This window comes from Burkholderia sp. WSM2230 (genome assembly GCF_000472445.1).
In the GTDB taxonomy this organism is placed as follows: Bacteria; Pseudomonadota; Gammaproteobacteria; order Burkholderiales; family Burkholderiaceae; genus Paraburkholderia.
On sequence record NZ_AXAJ01000001.1, the window covers coordinates 734,087 to 755,214 of the forward strand.

Below are 21,128 nucleotides of genomic sequence, written 5' to 3' on the forward strand. Positions count from 1 at the left end.
TTAGACGATCTTGGCGGTCAGTTCGCCAAGGCGTTCGACGCCGACCTTGATGGTGTCGCCGCGCTTGACTGCTCCGACGCCTTCAGGCGTGCCGGTATAGATCAGGTCGCCCGGTTCGAGCCTGAAGAAGCGCGACAGGTACGACACCGTTTCCGCCACCGACCAGATCAGGTGTGTGATGTCGCTTTTCTGGCGGGTCTCGCCATTGACGGTCAGCCAAAGGCCACCCTTCTCGAAGTGTCCGACTTCCGACGCACGATGGATCGGGCCGATCGGCGCCGACTCGTCGAAGGCCTTGCCGATTTCCCACGGGCGGCCCATCTCGCGCATCTTCATCTGCAGATCGCGGCGCGTCATATCGAGGCCGACGGCGTAGCCCCAGACGTAGTCCAGCGCCTGCTCGAGCGGCACGTTCTCTCCGCTTTTGCCGATGACGGCCACCAGTTCGGCCTCGTAATGATAGTTTTCGGTCTCGGCGGGATAGCGGAGTTCGAGCGGCCGATCATAGGCAACCGGCACCACAGCGTTGTCCGGCTTGCAGAAGAAGAACGGGGGTTCGCGGTCCGGATCGAAGCCCATTTCGCGAGCGTGCGCGGCGTAGTTGCGGCCCACGCAGTAGACGCGGCGCACCGCGATTTCGTCGCTGGAACCGGCGACCGGCACTGCGACTGGGGCTTCGGGAGTAAAGACAAATGCCATGGTGTTTCTCTCTATCGGGTGGATTCGAATCGATTTTGGTAACTGATGGTCAAGCGCGTTGTTCGCGAAGCAGACCTAGCGCTTCGAGCACCGGGCGATTCGAATAGCTGAACAGGACCGCATCCTCATCGCTCTCGAAACGGACCGGCTGCCAGGACGGCGCGACGAACACGTCGCGCGGCGCAAAGTGGAAGGTGGCTTCGCCGATATTCACGGTGCCGTGACCTTCGACCACACTGAACACGGTCGACTCCGTGCTGCGGTAGGTCTTGCCGCGGAAGTCTTTTGGTAGCAACTGCATGAAGGTCGCCATGGTCGGCATCGCATGGCCGCCGGTGGCCGGGTTCACGTAGCGCAGCTTGTGGCCGTCCCAGGCGTCGGGTTCGCTCGTGCGCGTCAGCGTGTCGAGCGCTTCGCGGCTCTTCGCATACGGATAGTTGAAGATCGGCGAATTGCCGTCCTTCACTTGGTGATGCACGGGCAGCATGTTGTGCCCATAGCGCGCCCAGCTGTCGCCTTCGGGGCGGCTGATCGGCTGCGTGTCTTCCGGGAAGTTTTCCGCAAAGCCTGCATCGAGTTGCTGGAGCAACGGGATATCCAGGCCGTCGAGCCAGACCACCGGCTCTCCACCGGCTTCCACCTGCGGATTGCCATGATCGTGCCAGTTCCACGACGGCGTGATGATGAAGTCGCCTGGATGCATGGTCGTGCGTTCGCCGTTGACCGCGGTCCACGCGCCCTTGCCCTCGACGATAAAGCGCAGCGCCGACTGCGTATGGCGATGGGCCGGTGCAATCTCGCCGGGCAGAATCAGCTGCAGGCCGGCATAGAGGTTCGAGGTGATGCTGGCCTTGCCCGGCAGGCCCGGGTTTTCGAGGATCAGCACGCGGCGGACGGCCTCGGCGGCGCTGATCACGCTCCCCGAGCGCATCACGATGTCGCGCAGTTCAGCGTATCTCCAGTGCGCGGGCACGATTTGCGGGCGCGGCGATTTGGGCACCAGGGCATGTAGCGATTCCCACAGCGGCGAGAGGTTTAGCTGCGCAATTTCGTCGTAATAGGCCTGGCGTTCGGCCGTTGGGGCGGTACTCATGCATGTCTCCTAGTGTTTTGCTGTTTCGATGGTACATTTATAAGCCGAGTGACCTATATTTTCAAAATCATCAATTCTTATCAGCTATACGGTTTTCGATATACATCGGGGGATGTACGGAGCCGACAAATCGGTGGACACCTCATTGTTCTTGCGGCGAGGCAAGTGTGAAAGTCGATTAGGCGGTGCCGCGCACCAAAAAAGGATTTTTCCATGGCCAACGAAAGCTTAGGGTTTTCCTATGTCATCGTGCATTGAAAATAGGTCATAGGACTGATTACTATACGAGACATGACCCACGAGGTCGGCAATGCCGGCGGACCAAGAGGTGCAGTCCGACAAGAAGCCGACCACTAAGCATTGTTCTAAAGGTTGCGACTATGGAAGACGGTGACAATAGGCGTCCGGTGGCTCTTGTCACCGGCGCGGCCCAAGGATTGGGAAGCGTTATTGTCCGGCAGCTCGCCAGCGACGGATTTGATGTTATCGCCAACGATCTGATCCTCGATGACCGGCTCGAGCGGGTATGTGAGTCGGCCCGCAAGGCTGGAGCACGATCCATGGCGATTGGTTGCGATATCGCCAAAGTGGACGATCACGCGAAATTCGTCGACAAAGCGGTGGAGGCGTTCGGCAGCCTGGACTGCCTCGTGAATAACGCCGCCGTTTCAGTGCTCTCGCGCGGTGACATTCTTGATGTCTCTACCGAGAGTTTTGATCGCAGCATCAACGTCAATCTGCGGGGAACGTTCTTTCTCACGCAACGAATTGCGCGGTGGATGGTGGCGAACAAAGCATCGGCGTTGCAGACCAAGCGCCGGTCAATTGTCACCGTCTCGTCCGTGGGGGTAGAAGGCGTCATTGGTCGTCAGGTTACCGAATATTCGCTTGCCAAAACCGCCCTTGTCGTGATGACCAAGCAATTCGCGGTCCGACTGGTGACCGAAGGTATTGATTGCTATGACGTCCGCCCAGGAATGATGCAGACCAGTATGACGGCGTCGTCGCGTGAGAAGTACGACCGACTTATTGCCAACGGTTATGTTCCAGCAGAACGGTGGGGCCAGTTGGAAGAGGTCGCGGGCACGATCTCCAGCCTGGCCAATGGCGCGCTGAGATATACAGTCGGCCAGACCATTCACGTCGACGGTGGTATGTCCCTTAAGCCCTTCTGAGCGCGCAATTCATCGGCGCTCCCGAGCAGAAAACATCTTTCTGCATTTATCGACCTTAACGACTACTTTCAAGGATCCCATAATGAGCATACCTAAACGCGTCACGCTGATGTTCGAGGTTTACCGTTGGGCAGGGACGACCCCGGAGGAATTCCGGAAGCATTACATCGAGACGCACGCCCAATTGGGCAAGAAGATTCCGGGCATTGTCTGGTACGAGACCTTCCTTAACGAGCAGCCTACCGGCGCCTGGCAGGCTCAGGAGCGTCCGCGCCCCGACGCATACGTGATCATGAAACTCGAATCCGAAGAAGTGCTGCAAAAGATGCGCGAGACCGAGGAATGGCGCATTGCGAAGGAAGACGACATCGGCTTCGCGAGCCATTCGTTTTCGACGCCGGTGGAGCGTTTGACCTGGATTGCGGACGTTGATCCCGTTGTTGTCGTAGGGCAAGAAAGTTGAAGGACTTCGTTGCCTTCACATAAAGGGGCTTACTGAGCCCCTTGCGCCGGCTCACCCCTTGCAACCGTTTGCCACGTTTCAATGGTTATCTTTTTGATCGCTTCGGGACTAGACGTCCCGAAACTCGTTCTTCTCAAGAACACGATCAATCCCTGCCAGTGCGAGTACAGGAAGGCGGCGCGTATCCGGCATTCGCTGACGGAATGATTAGGATTGATGTCGCCTACCAGTTTCGCGAACAGATCGTGATACTCCTCGCTCACGCGTTGCATGAGCTCGTGTATCCACTCGTGGCGTTCGGCGAGCGCCCAGCATTCGAGCGCGAACGGACTTGTAGTATTTTCCGGGCCGGAAAGCATCTCGAACGAATGTTGAACGAACTCGGTCAGCCGCTCTACGGGCCCGCTATTGCGGTTTGACAGGATGGCCCGAACCGTGTGAATGTGTTTGAACACGCTCTGCTCGATCGCGGCTTTAAGGAGTGCTTCGCGACTCTCGAAATAATGCTGCACCGTACTGAGATGCAGGCCGGCCTCGGACGCGATTCGGCGCTGGGTGAAGCCGGCATCGCCGGACTCGCTGAACACGCGAATCGCGCAATCCACGATCTCCGGAATCCGGGTCGCGCGAGTGCCGCGCCTTTTGACTGCCACGCGCGTGGCTTTATGTCCGGAAAGCTTATTTCTGGGGGCCGATGTTGCCGTCATGGGGTCTCGTTCTCGCTCTAGTCGCGCGCCGGCGAAGCGCAAAGTGGTACGCGTGGAGGGTTAGGTCAACGGGTTTTGACGGTCAAGCTACGGCCAAATCGACCGGCTCAGTCGTGCACCAAAAGGCCACGAGCGAGATCGCCCGCGCACGAGAGGTCTCGTGCGGCTAGTATAACCAGTCAAATGACTCAAGAACAGTCTGCGTGGCGACAGTCGCGGACGGATAGGGCCTCTGTGTCGACAAGCTGGCCGTCACTCCCCGGCGTTGCTGATCCCCGCCCAGATCACTTTAACTGCCTTGCGGAGCGCTGCCAGTCGCGCGGGGGTGTCGTCGTTCCAGCGCAGGTAGGTCGCAAGTCCTTCCCAGCTGGACAGCAGTAAGGAGCCTCGCAACGCGCTTTCTTCGGGCGACAGTGTGGGGTTCAGCTCAGCTACCAACCCGGCAAACATCGCCTTGTATTCCTTACGCAGTTGCGTGACCAACTCGTGGGCGAATGGCTCGTGCAGCGCTACGCCCCAGCATTCGAAGATGGCGAGCGCCAGGCCTGGCTTGGCGAGTTCTTCGAAAGCGTCGTCGACAATGCCGTCCAGCCGCTCACGAGGCGAGCGGCTCTGGTCTTTCACCATCCGCTCGAATGAATCGCGGAACTTATCGGCGACCGCCTGGATCGTCGCGCGCAGCAATTCCTCGCGGTTCGAAAAATAGTGTTGCAGGGTGCTGAGGCGAATGCCTGCCTCGCTGGCTACGCGATTGATCGTATAGCCCGCATGGCCCACGGCCACCAGCACGTTGATCGATACCTCGATGATCTCGGGGACCCTGCTTTGACGATTTCCGCGCTTCCGGGAAGGCGCAAGGTCTTCAACATCAAATATCGCCTCAGAGGGGAAAGTAAGACGCTCCATGGGTCCTTTGTCAAACGTAGTGCTTCAACCATCTATCCCTGCGGACAGACTGCTTTGCTCCATTTTAAACAAATGGCGGCGTCCGGCCTTGTCAGGAAGCGCGCGCCAACAGTTCGTGTCGATGCGAAGCACGCCGCAACGCTGCGTCTTGCTGTCGATCTGCCTGACGGGCTCCTGCAAACGCAGAATATAGGTTGAACAACCGATTCGTCAACTTAAGTAACCAATTCCTTGAAAAACGGTTTAAGAGCCTATCGCATAAGGTGCGCACCCAAATCGGGGCTTTCCCTAAACACAGCTTGTTTCCGTTGTGTTTGTAGGTTAACTAACCTATATTATCCTCAAGTGACGTTACTGCACTGGGTGACTGGAAGAGTCGAGCAGCACCCTAGGAACTGCGAGGAGTGGAAGCATGAGGTCTGGCATAGGCTGCCTGCGTGCACAGATTGAGAAGTGGTTCGGGCGTGAAGGCGCGCCTGCAGTCGGTGTACTTGAGTTCGGGCGAACGGGACATGACGGCGGACGCTTTGTGCGCATGGGCGCGCAATGGCCGGGAAATCAGTTGGCCATTGTGTTTTTCCGGCACCACGACGGCACATGGAATGTGTTTCCACCGCCGCCCAGGACGGCGACCATGCTCGCGCGCACGGACGGCCTGGCCGCATCGCTATTTTTTGAGGGGGGCAAATCAAATGAAGAGAATGGCTTCAAAAAGGGACATCTCGGGCGGAGCACGATTGGCTTGCGGCTCTGATGCCGACGGCAGCGAACGGCACGCCGCGGGGCTGGATCGCGCATGTCGACTGGTCCTGAGCTGGTTGACGACGGTTGCGCTCGCTATCGCGGCTTCGGCGTAGCCTGAAGACGTCCGGTCGCCACGCTAGCTGGTCGCCGTACCCCGTTTGTTTGCCAAAGGGTGTGATGAAGTTCCAGACGACAGCTAATTCAATGACGAAAACTTAGGATGCCGAATCAAAACGGTTACGGCTTTTAATCTCAAGCTCGAAAGATTCAACCACGGAAGCGAAAATGAATAGTAACGATATGATCGAAGTCGAGATCACCGCAATTATCAACGAGGCGCGTGACATCAACTCCTATGAGTTGCGTCCCGTGGCCGGCGGTGTTCTGCCGGCCTTCACCGCAGGCGCCCATATCGACCTGCATCTGTCAAACGGGCTCGTGCGCAGCTATTCGCTCAGCAATAACCAGGATGAGCGTGACCGCTACGTAGTGAGCATAGCCAAGGATGTCGCCAGCCGCGGCGGTTCCTCCTTCATTCACGAAACGTTTGCTGTGGGCCAGAAACTGATGATCGGTCCGCTGCGGAACCACTTCCCGCTGAATGAGTCCGCGCCTCATACGCTGCTGATTGCTGGGGGTATTGGCATCACGCCGATGTGGTGCATGGCCCAGCGCCTTGAGTCGTTGGGACGCTCGTGGGAACTGATTTACTGCGCGCGTACCCAACCGCAGGCAGCGTTCCTGGAGGTGCTGCGGAACTTGCAGCCGCGCAGCGGGAAGGTGCGATTCAACTTCGACGGCGAACCGGGCGGCAGCATTCTCGACATCGCTGCAGTCGTGAACGAAGCCGCGCCGGGCACGCACTTCTACTGCTGCGGCCCCACGCCGATGATCGAAGCATTCGAGCGCGCGACGGATAACTATCCGGCGGAGCAGGTTCACGTTGAATACTTCTCGGCGAAGGAAGCGCCTGCCGCGAACGAAGAGTACACGGTGGTCCTCGCGAAGTCCGGTAAAGACTTCGCCATCGCCCCGGGGATGACCATTCTCGATGCGCTCCTGGACAACAACATCAACGTGAGTTACTCGTGCATGGAAGGTACTTGCGGCGAATGCGTGGTCCGGGTCATCTCCGGTACGCCGGATCACCGGGATGTGTTTTTGTCGAAGGCCGACCATGCTGCCAACGACAAGATGACGGTGTGCTGCTCGGGCTCGAAGTGCGATCGCCTGGTGATTGATCTTTGATCTAGTCGGACAAGAGCTGACCGCAGCCTCCGAGACTGCGGTCCGAATCGGCGGGCAAGTGGCAGTGCGCCCGGGACACCGTGCACCGCGCCACCGGCCGCCTGGCCGCAACAAGCTTCCAATGAGGTTTGCATGAACGATATCGACGTCAAGGTGCTCAGTGTCTTTGCTGAAACCTATCGGACGAGCAATATCTCGCAGGCCGCCGAAAACCTCGGCCTTTCGCAGCCGACGATCTCCTTCAACCTGTCGAAGTTGCGCAGCTATTACAACGATCCGCTGTTCGTGCGCACATCGCGGGGCACAGAGCCAACACCATTCTCAGCGGATCTCTACGAGCAGGTGGTCGATCTGCTTGCATCGTTCGAAAAGATTACGCGATTCCAGAGCACCTTCGATCCGTCGTCGGCTGAGCGACTGTTCAGCATTGCAATGACGGATATCAGCCAGATTCTGTTGCTGCCGACCTTGCTCAATGAAATTCGTCTGGTCGCGCCCAAGGTGCGTCTGAAGGTGAGCCATATCACTACGGAGACGCCGCGTATGCTCGAGACCGGTCAGGTCGACCTTGCCGTGGGCTTTATGCCGCAGCTGGCCGCGACCTTCTACCAGCAGAAGCTGTTCGTGCAGCACTTTGAGGTTCTCGCTGCAACGGGGCACCGGGCGTTGCGCGACGGTATGTCGCTCGAGGCTTATCTTTCAGGGGACCACGTGGCCGTCATTCCGCCCGGAACGGGACATTCGATCATCGATACCGCCTTGCGCGAGCAGCAGCTGCGCCGGAATGTCGTTCTCGAGGTGCCGAACTATCTGGCTGTCGCGGATATCATCTCGCGCACCCATCTCCTCGCGACCGTCCCGCAAAAGCTGGCCGCCGCAATAGGCACGGCCAACAGTGTCCAACGGTACGCCGCGCCATTCCACATCCAGAAATACGATGTGAAGCAGCACTGGCATACGCGATGCCATCGGGATGCCGGTCATCGATGGTTGCGCTCACTGTTCGCCGAGCTATATGCCGAGGCCAGTTGTGACCGGCCCTGTGTCGATGAAGCTATGTCAGTCGCGTAATCAGGCTTGACGTGTCCCAGTGCTGTCCGCCGGCCTGCTGCACGTCGGCGTAGAACTGATCGATCAGCGCCGTCACCGGCAGACGCGCGCCATTGCGCTTCGCTTCGGTAAGGGCGATGTTGAGGTCCTTGCGCATTCCGTCGACCGTAAAGCCACAATCGAAGTCGCCGTCGATCATCGTCTTTCCGCGGTTGTCCATCTGCCAGCTTTGGGCCGCACCCTTGCTGATAACTTCGAGTACTGCGTCCATGTCGAGCCCGGCGCGCTGACCGAACGCAAGTGCTTCCGACAAGCCTTGCACAACGCCCGCGATGGCAATCAGGTTCACCATCTTCGTCAGTTGGCCTGCGCCGGTGCCGCCCAGCAGCGTAACCGCACGCGCGTATGCCATGCTTACCGGCTTGATGCGCTCGAACACGGCCGGATCGCCGCCACACATTACGGTGAGTGTGCCGCTCTGCGCGCCGGCCTGCGCGCCCGAGACGGGCGCGTCCATAAAGTGAAGGCCGAGCGCCTTTGCCGCAGTGGCCAGTTCGCGCGCCACGTCAGCCGAGGTGGTGGTGTGGTCGACCAGGACTGCGCCTGGTTTCATGCCGGCGAAAGCCCCGTCATAGCCCAGCACTACGGAGCGTAGGTCGTCGTCGTTGCCGACGCAACAAAACACGATGTCCGCGCCTGCGGCCGCCTCGCGCGGGGTGGTGGCATGGCGCGCGGTGGGGCCAAATTTCGCGGCCCAAGCCTCGGCCTTGGCGAGCGTCCGGTTGTAGGCCGTGACTGTGTGGCCCGCTTTGACAAGATGACCGGCCATGGGGCCGCCCATGACACCGAGCCCAATGTACGCGATGGTATGTGCTGGAGCGTCGGGGTAAGCGCGAATATTAATGCTGTCCATTGGCGAAATTAATATAGTAAGTATGCCTATTAAAAGTGTACCAACCGGATGAGGTCTTGTTATCCGGGTCTACCCGGCACCATTGCAATTCAATGTGACATCTATTTCGTTAATGTTGCGTATTGATGGCGCTTTATGGACTGTTGGGGATGGCTGAGTAGAATCGCCAAAGGACGACTTAAAGCCTGAACCGGCCGTCGTAATCGAGTTATTGCAGGTGGGCCCTATGCTGGAAAGCGTTCGCCTTTGGCATGCCCGCCGCCCGAACAGGAGACATCATGTTAGACCCCAAGGCACCATTCCCCCCCTCCCGTTGTCCGATGCACCGGATGGATCCGCCGACGGAATTGTTGGAAACCCAGAAGGAAGGCGGCGGCGTGAAGATCCGTCAATGGGATGGCGTTGAGGGTTGGGTGTTCACCCGTTATGCCGATGTGCTCACCGGCCTGAGCGACAGCCGCGCGAGCGTCGACCCGAGTAAGCCGGGCTTCCCGGAGAAGAGTGCCGCGTACGGCGAAGTTCTCGGTAAGGACCGCACCCTGCGCACGCTGGATGGCCGCGCCCATGCGGCGCAGAAACGCATGATTCTCGACGACTTTTCAACGAAGCGCGTTGAAGAGATGCGTCCCGCGATTCAGGCCAAGGTCGACGCCCTGATCGACGCAATGGTCGAAAAGGGTTCTCCGGCTGAGCTGGTCAAGGATTTCGCGTTGGGTGTTCCGACTATGATTATTTGCGAAATTCTCGGCGTGCCGTTCAAGGATCGCGAGTGGTTTGGCGAGCTTGGAGGCCGCTGCATCTCGTCGGTTGTTACGGCCGAGGAAGCCGCGTCTGCAGGTGCTCAGCTTTACGAATATTGCGACACCCTGATGTCCGCCAAGGAGAAGGAGCCGCAAGACGATCTGACCACCCGTCTGGTGCTGGAGAAGGTGCATACGGGCAAGCTGTCTCGCAAGGACGCGGTGGAGCTCGTACGCTTTATTCTTATCGCGGGGCATGAAACTTCGGCTCACATGATCGCCCTGAGCACGCTAGCGCTGTTGCAGAATCCTGAGCAGGCTGCGCTCCTCAAGGAGAACAATGATCCGGCTTTCCTGACTAACGCGGTAGACGAACTGTTCCGCTATACCTCGATCACGCACATCGGCCGCCGGCGCGTCGCCGTTGAGGACTTCATGATTGGTGATCAGCTCGTGAAGGCCGGTGAAGGCCTGATCCTGATGAACAACGTGGGCGATCGCGATGAGTTGGTCTTCCCGAATGCCGATAAGCTCGACCTCAAGCGTCCGAACGCCAAGGACCACATGGCGTTCGGTGCAGGCCCGCACAAGTGTCTGGGCGCGGTGCTGGCCAAGTGCGAGCTGGAAGTGGTGCATGGCACGCTCTGGAAGCGGCTACCGAACCTCCAGCTCGCGGTCCCGTTCGAAGAAATCGAGTTCAATGAAACCAGCTCGGCGTATGGTGTTCATAAGCTGCCGGTCAAGTGGTAACAGTAACGCAGTAGTTCAGCCTTGAAGGAATGCAGCGCACATGCGCTGTGTTCCGAATGCTGACAACCCTCGCCAAGTGCGAGGGTTTTGTTTTTGATAGCCTGACGCTGAGGACTTTCCGCCGTCACGCAACACGAACTCCGGATGGTGACGCTCGAGGAACTCGTGCCGAAGGACGACTTGCTGCGCCGGATCGACGCGTCTTACGTGTCCGAGCGCTCGGCTTGGCTTTTGCGCTGTGTGCCGCGGTGACGCGATAAGGCCATCGCGGCGGAGGCGATGGCGAAGACCGCCATCACCTGCACCAGAGAGCGCGGCGTGCCGCCGCCTAGCGCGGCTAGCAACAGCGAAGAGACAATGCCACTGCCGTACTGCAGCGAGCCGAGCAGCGCGGCGGCAGAGCCCACCAACTGCTGCGGTACGCCATCAAGGGCGGCCGCAGTAGCGCTTGCCGCGACGATGCCGTTCATCGAGAAGTAGATGAACACTGGCACCATCAGACCGGGCAGTCCGCCGAGATGCAATTCCACTAGGGCGACGCCGACCAGTAGCGCCGCGGCGGCGATGACGGTGGCCGCGCGCAGCAGGACATCGAGGCTGAGGCGCCCGACCAACTGGCGATTCGCCAGACTTACGACCATCATGCCGAAGATGTTGATGCCAAAAAGCCAGCCGTAGTGCTGGGTGTCGATATGAAGGTACTCTATATAGACCTGCGGCGAGCCGGTCACAAATGCGTAGGCGCTGACATAGAAAAGGGTCACGCACAGCGCGTAGCGCATGAAATTCGCGTTCCTGAGCAAGAATAGATAGTCGGCGAACACGCTGTTGGCCGGCGTAGTTGTACGGCTCGCCTGCGGCAGGGTCTCGGGCAATTGGCGGAGCGCCACCAGCATCAGAGCGCCCAGCGCCGCCAGCAGCCAGAAGATGTCGCGCCAGGAGCCGAAGCGCATGATCTGCCCGCCGAGCAAGGGGCCGCCAATGGGGGCGACTGCCATGATCACGGCCAACGTGGATAACGTATGCGCGGCCAAGGTCCTCGGGTACAGGTCGCGTACCATGGCGCGGGCCAGCATCGGTCCAGTGCAGGCGCCGACTGCCTGGAACATACGCCAGAGCACGATCTGGTCAAGGTTGTGCGATAGGGCGGAGCCCACCGAGCCGGCGACAAACAGCACCATGCCGATCGCCAGCGGCCAGCGCCGCCCGACGCGGTCGCTGACCGGTCCCCAGATCAACTGGGCCAGCGCGAAGCCGATGAGGAAACCTGTAATGGTGAGGTCGATATTGCCGTGGAGATCGCGCCGCATCTGCGGCATCGCAGGCAGGTAGATGTCGGTCGACAGCGAGGTGAAGGCCATCAGCGCGGCCAGGATCGGCAGCATACGACCGCGCTGTGTCAATGTCGCCGGCTCATGTTCGAGAGCCGGATTGATGTCGGTTACGCTGCCCGCCGCCCTCTGCGTGGTGTGCTGCATCAAGTCATTTCCACTATGTCATGCACACTGCGCTACGCACGGACAGCACTCGACTGGGCGCGGTGATGGAGAGACGGCTACGAGTGACATGGAGAGGGCGGCAAGCGCTTTGATGCCTCCCTATGTCACCTGGTGTAGCCAACGCTGCGTCAATGGACGCGGAGTTAGCGCGCCGGCCTTCCTTCGCAGCGGTGTGCTGGCCCGTTACGCAGCCGGCTCTTCCTCTGGAATCAGCACGGCACGGCCCCGCACGGTGCCTGCTTCGAGCGCGTCGAAAGCCTTGATCGCGTCGCGGAGCGGGTAACGGGTGACGAGTGGACGAATGGCGCCGCTTTGCGCGAGGGCAATGACGGCGGCAAGGTCCGAGTAGGTCCCGCCTTGTGGACACATCAGCGTGACGCCACGCGGCAGCGGGTTGCCGGCCGAACGCGAGACGAACGGCAGCGTGCCGCCGTTAAGGCCCACCGAGCGGATCGCGCCATAGCGGCCGACGATCAGACCGGCCTGGCGCAGGCTCTTGTCATTGCCGACGAAGTCGATGACGACGTCCGCGCCACAACCTTCGGTCAGCGACAGTACGTCGTCGATAAAGGTGGGCGAATCCGCGCGCAGCTTGACGTCAGCCCACGGACTCACGGCCTCGAGGGCGGCGTCAGAGATGTCGACGGCGACGATACGCGTTGCGCTAATGGCGCGAAGGATCTGCGCTGCGAGATTACCCAGGCCGCCGACACCGATGACGACCGTGGTCGAGCCCGGATGCAGCAGATCGCTACAGGTGCGAATCGCGTGATAGGGCGTCAGGCCAGCGTCGGTTAGCGTGGCGGCGATGGCCGGGTCGAGGTCGCCGAAGGACATGATGGTGTCCGAAGGCACGGTCACGTAGTGAGTCATACCGCCGTTCTTCGTCACGCCCGGGCAATGCGGAATATCGAGTCGCGGCGTCTTGCGGCAAGCGTTCTGGCGGCCGGCCAGACACGCCGAACAGGTCTTGCACGACCAACAGGTATGGACGACTACGCGCTCGCCGGTTTTCCATTGTGTGACGCCGTCGCCGCATTCCTCGATGACGCCGGCAATTTCGTGGCCGAGCGTCGTCCCGTCCGGCGTGCGCGAATCGGTAGCTGCACGGATATGCAGGTCGGTCTGGCAGATGCCTGCGGCCAGCACGCGCAACAGCACTTCGTTCGGGCCGGGCGTCGGGCGCGGTACGTCCGTGAGGACCACTTCGCCGGGGTGCGCGAGCTGTACTCCGAGCATCGAGCAGCACATGGGCTTGTACATAGGGACTCCGTATCAAATTGGAATTTATCTACGATGTAGACGGTAGTGTTGGGTCACGCGAGCACTGAAGCGGGGAGGCCGATCGACTCACGTGGCCTGTAGAAGCGGGGGGCCGCAGTGCGGCGCCGAGGGAAAACCGGCCGCCGCGCATGAAGCCGCTCTCAGCTGCCTTGGAGTTCGCGGGCCGCGCACCGGCCGGCCAGCAGGCCGGATACCAGTGCCCAGCCCAGGAACCCGCCATAAGTCTTGCCGAACACGCCGCCCGCGTCCGTGCCCGCCGCGTAAAGCGACGGTATAACGGCGCCGTCGAAGCCGAGAACGTGACCGTTCGGGTCGATCTGAATTCCGCCGCTCGTTGCCGTAATGCCGCCCCGTACCCGAAGGCTGTAGAAGGGACCCTCTTCAAGCGGGAACAAGCAGTCATTCCGGCGCGGCACCAGCGTGTTGCCATCCTTGGCGCGACATGCGGCGTTGTATTCGTGCAGCAGCCGCTGGGTGCGGGCAGCATCGAATCCTTCCTGCGCGGCCAATTGCGCCACAAGGCCCTCGAGCGTATCGTCGGTCAACACCTGCGCGCCTGATTCGCGCCAGCGCTGCAGTCGGTCGATTTGCGGCAATTCCTTGGAGAACACCGGGCGCAAGCCAAAATCGCGATAGATCCGGCTGTCAAACACCAGGTAGAAGTAGCCTCGCGGCTGGCTCCAGCCATATTGCGAGTTTGTCTCCTCGAGCCGGCCTTCGGTTTCATCGGCGAATCTTTCGCCACGCGTGTTCAACATCACGCCTTGACGCGACATATAGACGGCGAGCGGGCCGATTTCATTCAGCGGCACCTTTCCATCGGGCATTACGTGGCCGTAGAAGCGCATCATGTTGCGGCTGCATGCGCCACCGAGGGAAATGGCGGTGAGAAGACCGCTCCCTTTCGACGTCGGAGAGGAGCGCAGATACAGCGCGTCCCCGGCCCCATAGCCGATAAAGCGATCAAGAAGGTCTTTGTTCCCCTGGAAGCCGCCGGTGGCCAGAAGCAGACCGCGCGAATGTAAGACCGTGCCGCCGGCAGCAATCTCGAAGAGTCCGCCCACCCGCTTGGCACCGGTGAGCGGGGTGCTATAGCGGATCACGGCGCCACTGGCCTCGGCGGTGCTCGCCATCTTGGCCATGTATTCCTCGCGTCGGCCCACTTGTCCAGCAAGCATCGCGCGGCCGCTCCCGAGGCCGCCCATGTCTGATGTGGGCGCCAATGCATGTCCGTGACTTTCCAGCCACCCCAATGCCTCTTCGAAATGATCGAGGTAGGCACGTTGCAAGTCGGCATCGCCTTCCGGTACCAGTTCCCTGAACTTGGACAGGCCGCCATCCGGGGCCCAGATGATGCCGCCGGAAATCGCGGCGTTCCCGCCAGGGGTAGGATTCGCTTCAAGGACCAGTGTCTTCAGGCCGGTTTCTGCGGCGATTTGCGCTGCCACCAGGCCGGAAATCCCTGCTCCACAAATGACGATATCCCATTCTGCTTTCTGGTCGCCCCGGGAAGGTGCAGACTCAGTCATGATGTGTCTCCTTGTTGCTTCGATAAGTGGTACGAACTTCGTGCTCCCCTGAACACGGGAGCGCCCGAAGTTAATGCTGTGCTGTCAGGATGCGCGTTGCGCTCGAACCTCCAGCTTGCGCCGTTGGTCGCGCTCCAGCACGCGCGGGGCAGTCTCCTTGACGAACAGCACGGTCAGCAACGAAATGACCGCTGCGCCGATAACGAGGTACGAAGGCGCGATTTTGTCGCCGGTCATCTGGACCAGGAGCGTGGCAAGGAAAGGCGCCGGGCCCGCGAAAACCGCGATGCCCACGTTATAGCCAATGTTCAACCCGCTCAGGCGACGCGCGGTCACGAACACCTCGGTGATCGACGCCAGAGCTACCACGCCATACGCTGCAGTGAGCATTGCGAGTACGCTGGAGACCACCAGCGAGACGCCGAATCCGCTTGTCGACATGATCATGAATGCTGGCGCAGGCAGAATGATCAGCAGGCCAAGCGTAACGAACATGGTGGCGCGGCGGCCAAAATGGTCCGACAGCCGACCTGCGTACGGCATCGAAATGATCACAGCCGTCAACAGAATGGAAATGGCCCATTGCGCCTCGCCTGCCGTGAGAACGCCGACGCGCGAAAGATATGACTGGAGGTAGATCGAGAGCACGTAACCGCCGACCGACATTTGGACCATCAGACCGATCACCACGAGGATGCCGCGCCAGTCGTGCCGCAGGCTGTTCTTCAATGGGCTCTTTTCGATTTCGCCCGCGTTGCGCAGCTTGACGAATTCCGTCGACTCATCGAGCTTCATGCGCATCCAGACTGCGACAATAGCCGTCGGCAGCGCCAGGAAGAACGGGATTCTCCAGCCCCACTCATGGAAGTCAGTCCCGTTCATTTGAGTGCGCAGCGCGAGAAGTACCAGCGAGGCGGCCAGGAGCCCGATATAGGACGATTGCGGTACCCGGGCAATGTAACGGCCGCGCTCGTGCGGCTGCGTTGACTCGGCAATGTATGTCGCGCCGCCGCCGTATTCGCCGCCAACGGCAATACCCTGAATAACGCGAATCACCGTTAGCAAGATCGGCGCGAATATGCCGATCTGGCTATAGGTCGGCAGGACGCCGATCAGCGCGCTTGCGAGCCCGGTCAGGAGGATCAGCGTCGTGAGCACGGGCTTGCGTCCGTACCGATCGCCCAGCGTGCCACTGATGAATCCCCCCACCGGGCGGAAGAAGTATGCAACGGCAAACAGAGCGAAGGTTTTGAGCAGGTTTGCCGTCGGATCATTGCCGGGGAAAAAGTGGCTACCAATTTCCGTCGCAGCGAAGGCAAACACCACAAAGTCGTAATACTCGAATGCATTGCCGGCCGTCACCGAGTACAACTGGGCCCGGGTCAACTTTGGTACACCTGATTTAATGCTGTCCATCAATGTCTCCTATCCAAGTCTTCAAGACTCTTTTGTTTAATAAAAATAAGCAAAAAGGTCTTGTTCACTATGCCCCCGGTCATCCGTGAATGGCGGGCTCAGGCGCTACCTCTGCTTATCCCGATGGATCGTACTCACCTGCCGCTCAAAGTCCATAAAGCCTCGCCAATACGCCATATCAACAAAATAGATGTGGCCGACGGTGGCTCGTGGGGCGGCGTGCTGGGGGATCGACTGCGGGGTACACGGGCGCAACTGACCTTGCACTGGTATGCGTCAGTCAACTTCGGCGAACAGCTGGAGCAGGGCGCGCAGCCATCAATGGCCCGCATCATGATGCTTCCTCTCGCTTGCTAATGTCGCTTCACGTCGCACCGTGAGAAGTTGTCGAAAGGCGAGGGAAACCCTGCATGTCCGTGGTCGAACTTGTCAGCTCGACAGGTTTTCGCGGGACGGTCGCGAGCAGATCGGTTCGCGAAACCATTTTCGCGACGACCCGATAGTTCGGCACCTCGAGCACCGACTTGTCCATTGTGAAGCGCTCGCGACGTCGCAACCTGTGTGTCTGAACCTTCAGCTGCAATTTCGGTGCGACGGTGTATAGCTCGTTCAGCAGGTGGGCAGCAGGACAATCTGGCTGATGTCCGTCATGGCGATGCAGAACGTGCGCTTGGTCGACGACGGATCAGATCAGATTTGCAGGCTTCTCCTCCGTCTGGAAAACGCTGCTCAGCTTCACGTCGAGATCACTGATGCCATGCCACTACCTTGCGCGGGGCAGGCCGCGCCCGCTACGGGCCGCCCAAGTCTAGGGGCCGCCAACTCTATTGGCCATAAAGCTTGCTAGATCCGCAATATTTAGGTCACAGATATTGGTTCGGATCGGTGGGGCGTCGGCCTGATTTTGGGGAAAGCATATGCCGCCCCGAACACGGAGGACAGTCCGTGCTATGCGGTCCGCAGCACGAAATGCTGGGGTTTCCCGAGAAACTGCAGGTCTGCCGCGCTCACCTGCGAGGTGGCGTTCAGTTGACCGTCGCGGTTCAAACTCTATAGATCAGTGAATGTACCAGGATTGTTAGTGTGTCAAGTGACACAGTAGTATAGCTCACGTGTTTGATTTCGATCACGGCGATGACCGGTCTCGGTACCTGAAGCGGTGAAGCTGTCGGTCGCACACGTTAAAGAAAATGATATCAGGAGACTCCGCATGAACCGTATCAAGCTGGTGTCCGCGTCCGCGGCTTTGTTGGTCACCCATACGGCTTACGCTCAAAGTAGCGTGACGCTGTACGGGGTGATCGATTTTGGTCTGAATTTTACGAACAATGCACAGACAATAGTTTCCGGCGTGCGGACGGGACGACAGCAGTACTGGATGAGTAGCAGCATCATGCAGGGCAATAGATGGGGGCTGAGAGGATCGGAAGACCTTGGCGGAGGTTACAAGGCCATCTTCGTATTGGAGAACGGCTTTGATGTCGGGACTGGCAACTTCCAGCAAGGGGGCGACTTGTTCGGTCGACAGGCGTATGTGGGACTTTCTTCGCCGTATGGAACGTTGACGGTGGGCCGTCAGTATGACTCGCTTGTTGACTTCATCGGCCCATTAACTGGCGCCGTCGGTAACGGAACTTACTCAGTCCAGAATAACGATATCAACAACTTTGGGAATACTTACCGCGTCAATAACGCTGTCAAGTTCACCACGAACAACTACCGCGGGTTCGTAGCGAGCGGGCTGTATAGCTTTGGTGGGGTTGCGGGCTCCTTTGGAAGGAACAGTATATTTTCGTTTGGAGCCTCGTATGCGACTGGAGGACTCACCGTCGCGGCCGCGTTTCTTAACGTGCGCGATCCCAATCGGTCCTTCTGGGGAAATAACGCTAATAGTTCGGCGACGGCGAGCAATCTGGGCGCGATCTCAGGCGTTCAGGCGAATCCCGTTTATGGCGCGTTTGCCTCTGCCTCTACCTACCAGGTCGCGGGTGGTGCGATCCAATACGCAGGTTCCGGCTTTTTCGTCGGCGCAAACTACTCCCATATCAGCTTTCGGAATCTGAATGATCCGGCTTCCGGTACTCTGTCGCTTACGAATCCGCGCGGCTATACCGGTACCGCCTCCTTTAACAACTACTCTCCCTATGTTAGCTATGCGCTGACGCCGTTCCTTTGGCTCAATGGTTCATACGACTACCTCGTCGGCGGAGCCGTTGATGGAAAGGCGAGCGCCAGCTATCACACCTTCTGCGCGACCCTTGATTACCTGTTATCGAAGCGTACCGACGTGTACTTCATGGCCGATTATCAGATCGCGCACGGCACCGATTCGACCGGCCAGCCCGCGGTGGCATCTTTTCTGACTGTCACGCCGTCCAACACTTCTCGACAGGCCGTTTTTCGAATCGGTATGCGTCACCGATTCTGACGAACACGTCGACGCTGCCTCTCGCGCTCATGCGAAAGTTCATTAAACGGGTCATAGAGACTTGCAAAGGGGGACCTAATGCAAAATGCTGACGCAGGCCAATCCAGATTGACCCGTGGCCAATTGCTCGCGATTTCGGCCGGCAACGCTTTCGAGTGGTACGACTTCGTTGTGTACGCTTATGTTGCGGGCGAGCTGGGCAGCGCTTTCTTTCCCGGTAACAACCCTACTGCGAACCTGCTGAAAACGTTCGCGATATTTGCCGTTGCCTACTTCTTCCGTCCCCTCGGCGGGGTCATCTTCGGGCAGCTCGGCGATAGGATCGGACGCAAGAGCATCCTCACACTACTCGTCCTCCTGACCGGCTTGTCGAGCGCCGCAATCGGGATATTGCCGACCTATAGTAATGCCGGCCTGATCGCCCCTGTAATCTTAATGGTGCTGCGCATTGTTCAGGGCATTGCTGTCGGTGGCGAATATGGCGGAGCGGCGGGTTACCTTGCGGAGTCGACGCCGCCCCATGAGAGAGGCCGCTACATTAGCGTGATTCCTCAAACGTCTTTTGCGGGACTGCTCGCGGCCTCTCTTCTGCTTACCGCATTGCGCGCTGGGTTGGGGCAAGCGGCATTCCACGAATGGGGCTGGAGAATTCCCTTCCTTATCGCGCTACCGACAGCGCTCGTCGCAGTCTGGATGCGCTCAAGACTGGACGAGTCCACGGAGTTTGCGAAGCTACAGGACGCAGGAGAACTGGAAAAAAGTCCCCTATGGAACAGCCTGCGATACGACTGGCGCAGCATCTTGCAGGTCATCGGCTTGATGGCGCAGTTATCCGTCGGAAGCTATGTCATCACTGTATATCTCCAAACCTACCTTTCTGGAGTGGGCCGACTGGACGCGGTCTCGGCGCAATGGGTCATGTCAGCCGTGTTGCTCGGGACGATCGTGATAATGCCCTACGCTGGGCGATTCACCGACCGTTTCGGCCGGCGTCCTGCAATGTTGAGCAGTCTCATGCTTCTGATGATCGCGCCCATACCAGGGTTTGTGATCTTATCGTCGAGTGGCTTCGCAGTTTCGCTCATAACGGCCGTCACTCTCGCGTTGATTTTCGCGGTCTACGAAGTAGCGGCCTTAACGGCAATGACGGAGGTGTTCAAGACCGCGCGGAGATTGAGCGGGTTTAACGTCGGCTACAACATCGCGATTGCCACGTTTGCCGGACCGACGCCATTCGTTGCAACGCTTCTAATCCAGGTCAGCGGGATGAAGATTGCACCGGCATTTCTTGTCGTTGGCGCAGCAGTCATTTCTCTTCTCACGGTGATGACGGTGAGAGAGAGCGCCCCACTGGCGAAGGGGCGCGGCCAGCGTCGGAGTGCGGACAATCAGAGTCCAAGCGTCTTCTAGCGCCACTATGACGATCCCTCCTGACCAACGCGTCCAACACTCCACACATCCGAGCAACAGACTTCATAAACCTGTCGTAACAAGAGGAGTGACTTATGAAAACCTGGTTTATCACGGGCGCGAGCCGAGGGTTGGGCCTGGAGATCGCTCGAGCAGCACTTGGGAACGGCGATCAGGTTGCGGCCACGGCGCGCAACCCGGCGCAGGTCGCCGAAGCGCTTGACGGTTACGGCGAGCGACTTTTTCCCGTTCGGCTCGATGTAACGGATATCGCCGCCGTTCAAGCCGCTGTTTCGGAGGCTGTTGAGCGATTTGGTCGGATCGACGTGCTGGTCAATAACGCGGGCTACGGACAACTAGGCGCGTTCGAGGAGACGTCGGACGAAGCCATCCGCCGTCAGTTCGCGACGAACGTATTCGGGGTGTTTAGCGTCACTCGGCAGATACTGCCTATCATGCGTGGGCAGCGTTCGGGCCACGTCATTACGATTTCATCCATGGCCGGCCTGGTCGCCTTCGACGGTTCGTCAATTTACTCGGCAACGAAGTTTGCCCTGGAAGGGTGGTCGGAGTCGTTGCATCTCGAACTTCAGCGCTTCGGGATCAAGGCGACGGTGGTCGAGCCGGGTTACTTCCGGACGGATTTTCTCGACCCGCGCTCGGTCAGGCACGGCGATATCGTTATCGACGATTACGAGTCGGCCGCTGCTCTCAAGAAACAAAGCATATCGGAACGAAATCATCGCCAAGCCGGTGATCCCGCGAAACTCGGCGACGCCATTGTTGCGCTCGCTGCTACTGAAGTACCGCCCGTGCGTTTTGCCGCGGGAACTGACGCATATGCCGCAGTGAACAAGAAGGCAGATAGCTTGCGAGCAGAAGCGGATCTTTGGCGATTCTTGTCGGTTTCGACGGACTTCGAAGCATAGACACACGAAACGCAGCGGCTTGCTGCTCATCGGCGCCAAGGTCATTGCCTTCGCATCCCTCGAGCTTCGCTGCGTACACAACGATCTTCGCGTTTTCCCTGGCCTTCGTACCATTGCTGATAGGTCAAGCGACACGATATTATAG

Annotated in this window: 18 protein-coding genes; 9 read left to right on the plus strand and 9 right to left on the minus strand. The window is 59.3% G+C overall.

What is annotated here, in order from left to right; translation table 11 throughout:
* Both A3AC_RS0103380 and gtdA read right to left on the minus strand, forming a co-directional pair.
* On the minus strand, nt 1-699 hold the full coding sequence (locus A3AC_RS0103380; protein WP_025597305.1) for a fumarylacetoacetate hydrolase family protein: 699 nt from the start codon (nt 697-699) through the stop codon (nt 1-3).
* A 49-nt stretch (nt 700-748) separates the two neighbouring features.
* On the minus strand, nt 749-1,792 hold the full coding sequence (gene gtdA, locus A3AC_RS0103385) for a gentisate 1,2-dioxygenase (protein ID WP_025597307.1): 1,044 nt from the start codon (nt 1,790-1,792) through the stop codon (nt 749-751).
* 380 nt (nt 1,793-2,172) lie between these two features.
* Here gtdA and A3AC_RS0103390 point away from each other — a divergent pair, with 380 nt between their 5' ends.
* Both A3AC_RS0103390 and A3AC_RS0103395 read left to right on the plus strand, forming a co-directional pair.
* A complete protein-coding gene (locus A3AC_RS0103390) occupies nt 2,173-2,967 on the plus strand; it encodes a 3-ketoacyl-ACP reductase (RefSeq protein WP_025597309.1) in 795 nt (264 codons plus the stop codon).
* A gap of 82 nt (nt 2,968-3,049) precedes the next feature.
* Nucleotides 3,050-3,430 (plus strand): EthD domain-containing protein, encoded by a 381-nt coding sequence (locus A3AC_RS0103395; RefSeq protein WP_025597311.1) that lies wholly within the window; start codon nt 3,050-3,052, stop codon nt 3,428-3,430.
* Nucleotides 3,431-3,459: 29 nt separating this feature from the next.
* Here the strand turns inward: A3AC_RS0103395 and A3AC_RS0103400 are convergent, their stop codons facing one another.
* Both A3AC_RS0103400 and A3AC_RS0103405 read right to left on the minus strand, forming a co-directional pair.
* Nucleotides 3,460-4,137 (minus strand): TetR/AcrR family transcriptional regulator, encoded by a 678-nt coding sequence (locus A3AC_RS0103400; protein WP_051361556.1) that lies wholly within the window; start codon nt 4,135-4,137, stop codon nt 3,460-3,462.
* A 252-nt stretch (nt 4,138-4,389) separates the two neighbouring features.
* A complete protein-coding gene (locus A3AC_RS0103405) occupies nt 4,390-5,043 on the minus strand; it encodes a TetR/AcrR family transcriptional regulator (RefSeq protein ID WP_025597315.1) in 654 nt (217 codons plus the stop codon).
* A gap of 1,029 nt (nt 5,044-6,072) precedes the next feature.
* Here A3AC_RS0103405 and A3AC_RS0103415 point away from each other — a divergent pair.
* On the plus strand, nt 6,073-7,035 hold the full coding sequence (locus tag A3AC_RS0103415) for a PDR/VanB family oxidoreductase (protein ID WP_025597319.1): 963 nt from the start codon (nt 6,073-6,075) through the stop codon (nt 7,033-7,035).
* A gap of 132 nt (nt 7,036-7,167) precedes the next feature.
* Complete coding sequence (locus tag A3AC_RS0103420; RefSeq protein WP_025597321.1) at nt 7,168-8,106, plus strand: LysR family transcriptional regulator; 939 nt, start codon at nt 7,168-7,170, stop codon at nt 8,104-8,106.
* Here A3AC_RS0103420 and A3AC_RS0103425 read toward each other — a convergent pair.
* A complete protein-coding gene (locus A3AC_RS0103425; RefSeq protein ID WP_025597323.1) occupies nt 8,090-8,998 on the minus strand; it encodes an NAD(P)-dependent oxidoreductase in 909 nt (302 codons plus the stop codon). The two genes, A3AC_RS0103420 and A3AC_RS0103425, sit on opposite strands and share 17 nt — an antisense overlap.
* Nucleotides 8,999-9,276: 278 nt before the next feature.
* Between A3AC_RS0103425 and A3AC_RS0103430 the strand changes: the two genes are divergently transcribed.
* A complete protein-coding gene (locus tag A3AC_RS0103430; RefSeq protein ID WP_035474509.1) occupies nt 9,277-10,488 on the plus strand; it encodes a cytochrome P450 in 1,212 nt (403 codons plus the stop codon).
* Between the two features lie 203 nt (nt 10,489-10,691).
* Here A3AC_RS0103430 and A3AC_RS0103435 read toward each other — a convergent pair whose 3' ends face one another.
* From A3AC_RS0103435 to A3AC_RS0103450, 4 genes are all read right to left on the minus strand, one after another.
* Nucleotides 10,692-11,966, minus strand: a complete 1,275-nt coding sequence (locus A3AC_RS0103435) for a multidrug effflux MFS transporter (protein ID WP_025597327.1) — start codon at nt 11,964-11,966, stop codon at nt 10,692-10,694.
* A 204-nt stretch (nt 11,967-12,170) separates the two neighbouring features.
* The gene (locus A3AC_RS0103440) at nt 12,171-13,250 is read right to left on the minus strand and encodes an alcohol dehydrogenase catalytic domain-containing protein (protein ID WP_198017961.1); all 1,080 of its coding nucleotides are present in this window, start codon (nt 13,248-13,250) and stop codon (nt 12,171-12,173) included.
* 161 nt (nt 13,251-13,411) lie between these two features.
* Nucleotides 13,412-14,800, minus strand: a complete 1,389-nt coding sequence (locus A3AC_RS0103445; protein WP_084515343.1) for an FAD-dependent oxidoreductase — start codon at nt 14,798-14,800, stop codon at nt 13,412-13,414.
* Nucleotides 14,801-14,884: 84 nt separating this feature from the next.
* Nucleotides 14,885-16,216, minus strand: coding sequence for an MFS transporter (locus A3AC_RS0103450; protein ID WP_084515345.1), 1,332 nt, complete (start codon nt 16,214-16,216; stop codon nt 14,885-14,887).
* Between the two features lie 60 nt (nt 16,217-16,276).
* On the opposite strand from A3AC_RS0103450, the gene A3AC_RS0103455 reads away from it, so the two are divergent.
* From A3AC_RS0103455 to A3AC_RS0103485, 4 genes are all read left to right on the plus strand, one after another.
* Complete coding sequence (locus A3AC_RS0103455; RefSeq protein WP_156924562.1) at nt 16,277-16,573, plus strand: hypothetical protein; 297 nt, start codon at nt 16,277-16,279, stop codon at nt 16,571-16,573.
* A gap of 853 nt (nt 16,574-17,426) precedes the next feature.
* Nucleotides 17,427-18,644, plus strand: coding sequence for a porin (locus A3AC_RS0103475; protein ID WP_025597337.1), 1,218 nt, complete (start codon nt 17,427-17,429; stop codon nt 18,642-18,644).
* A 78-nt stretch (nt 18,645-18,722) separates the two neighbouring features.
* A complete protein-coding gene (locus A3AC_RS0103480) occupies nt 18,723-20,054 on the plus strand; it encodes an MFS transporter (RefSeq protein ID WP_025597339.1) in 1,332 nt (443 codons plus the stop codon).
* A 95-nt stretch (nt 20,055-20,149) separates the two neighbouring features.
* The gene (locus A3AC_RS0103485; RefSeq protein ID WP_025597341.1) at nt 20,150-20,983 is read left to right on the plus strand and encodes an oxidoreductase; all 834 of its coding nucleotides are present in this window, start codon (nt 20,150-20,152) and stop codon (nt 20,981-20,983) included.
* Nucleotides 20,984-21,128: the final 145 nt, after the last annotated feature.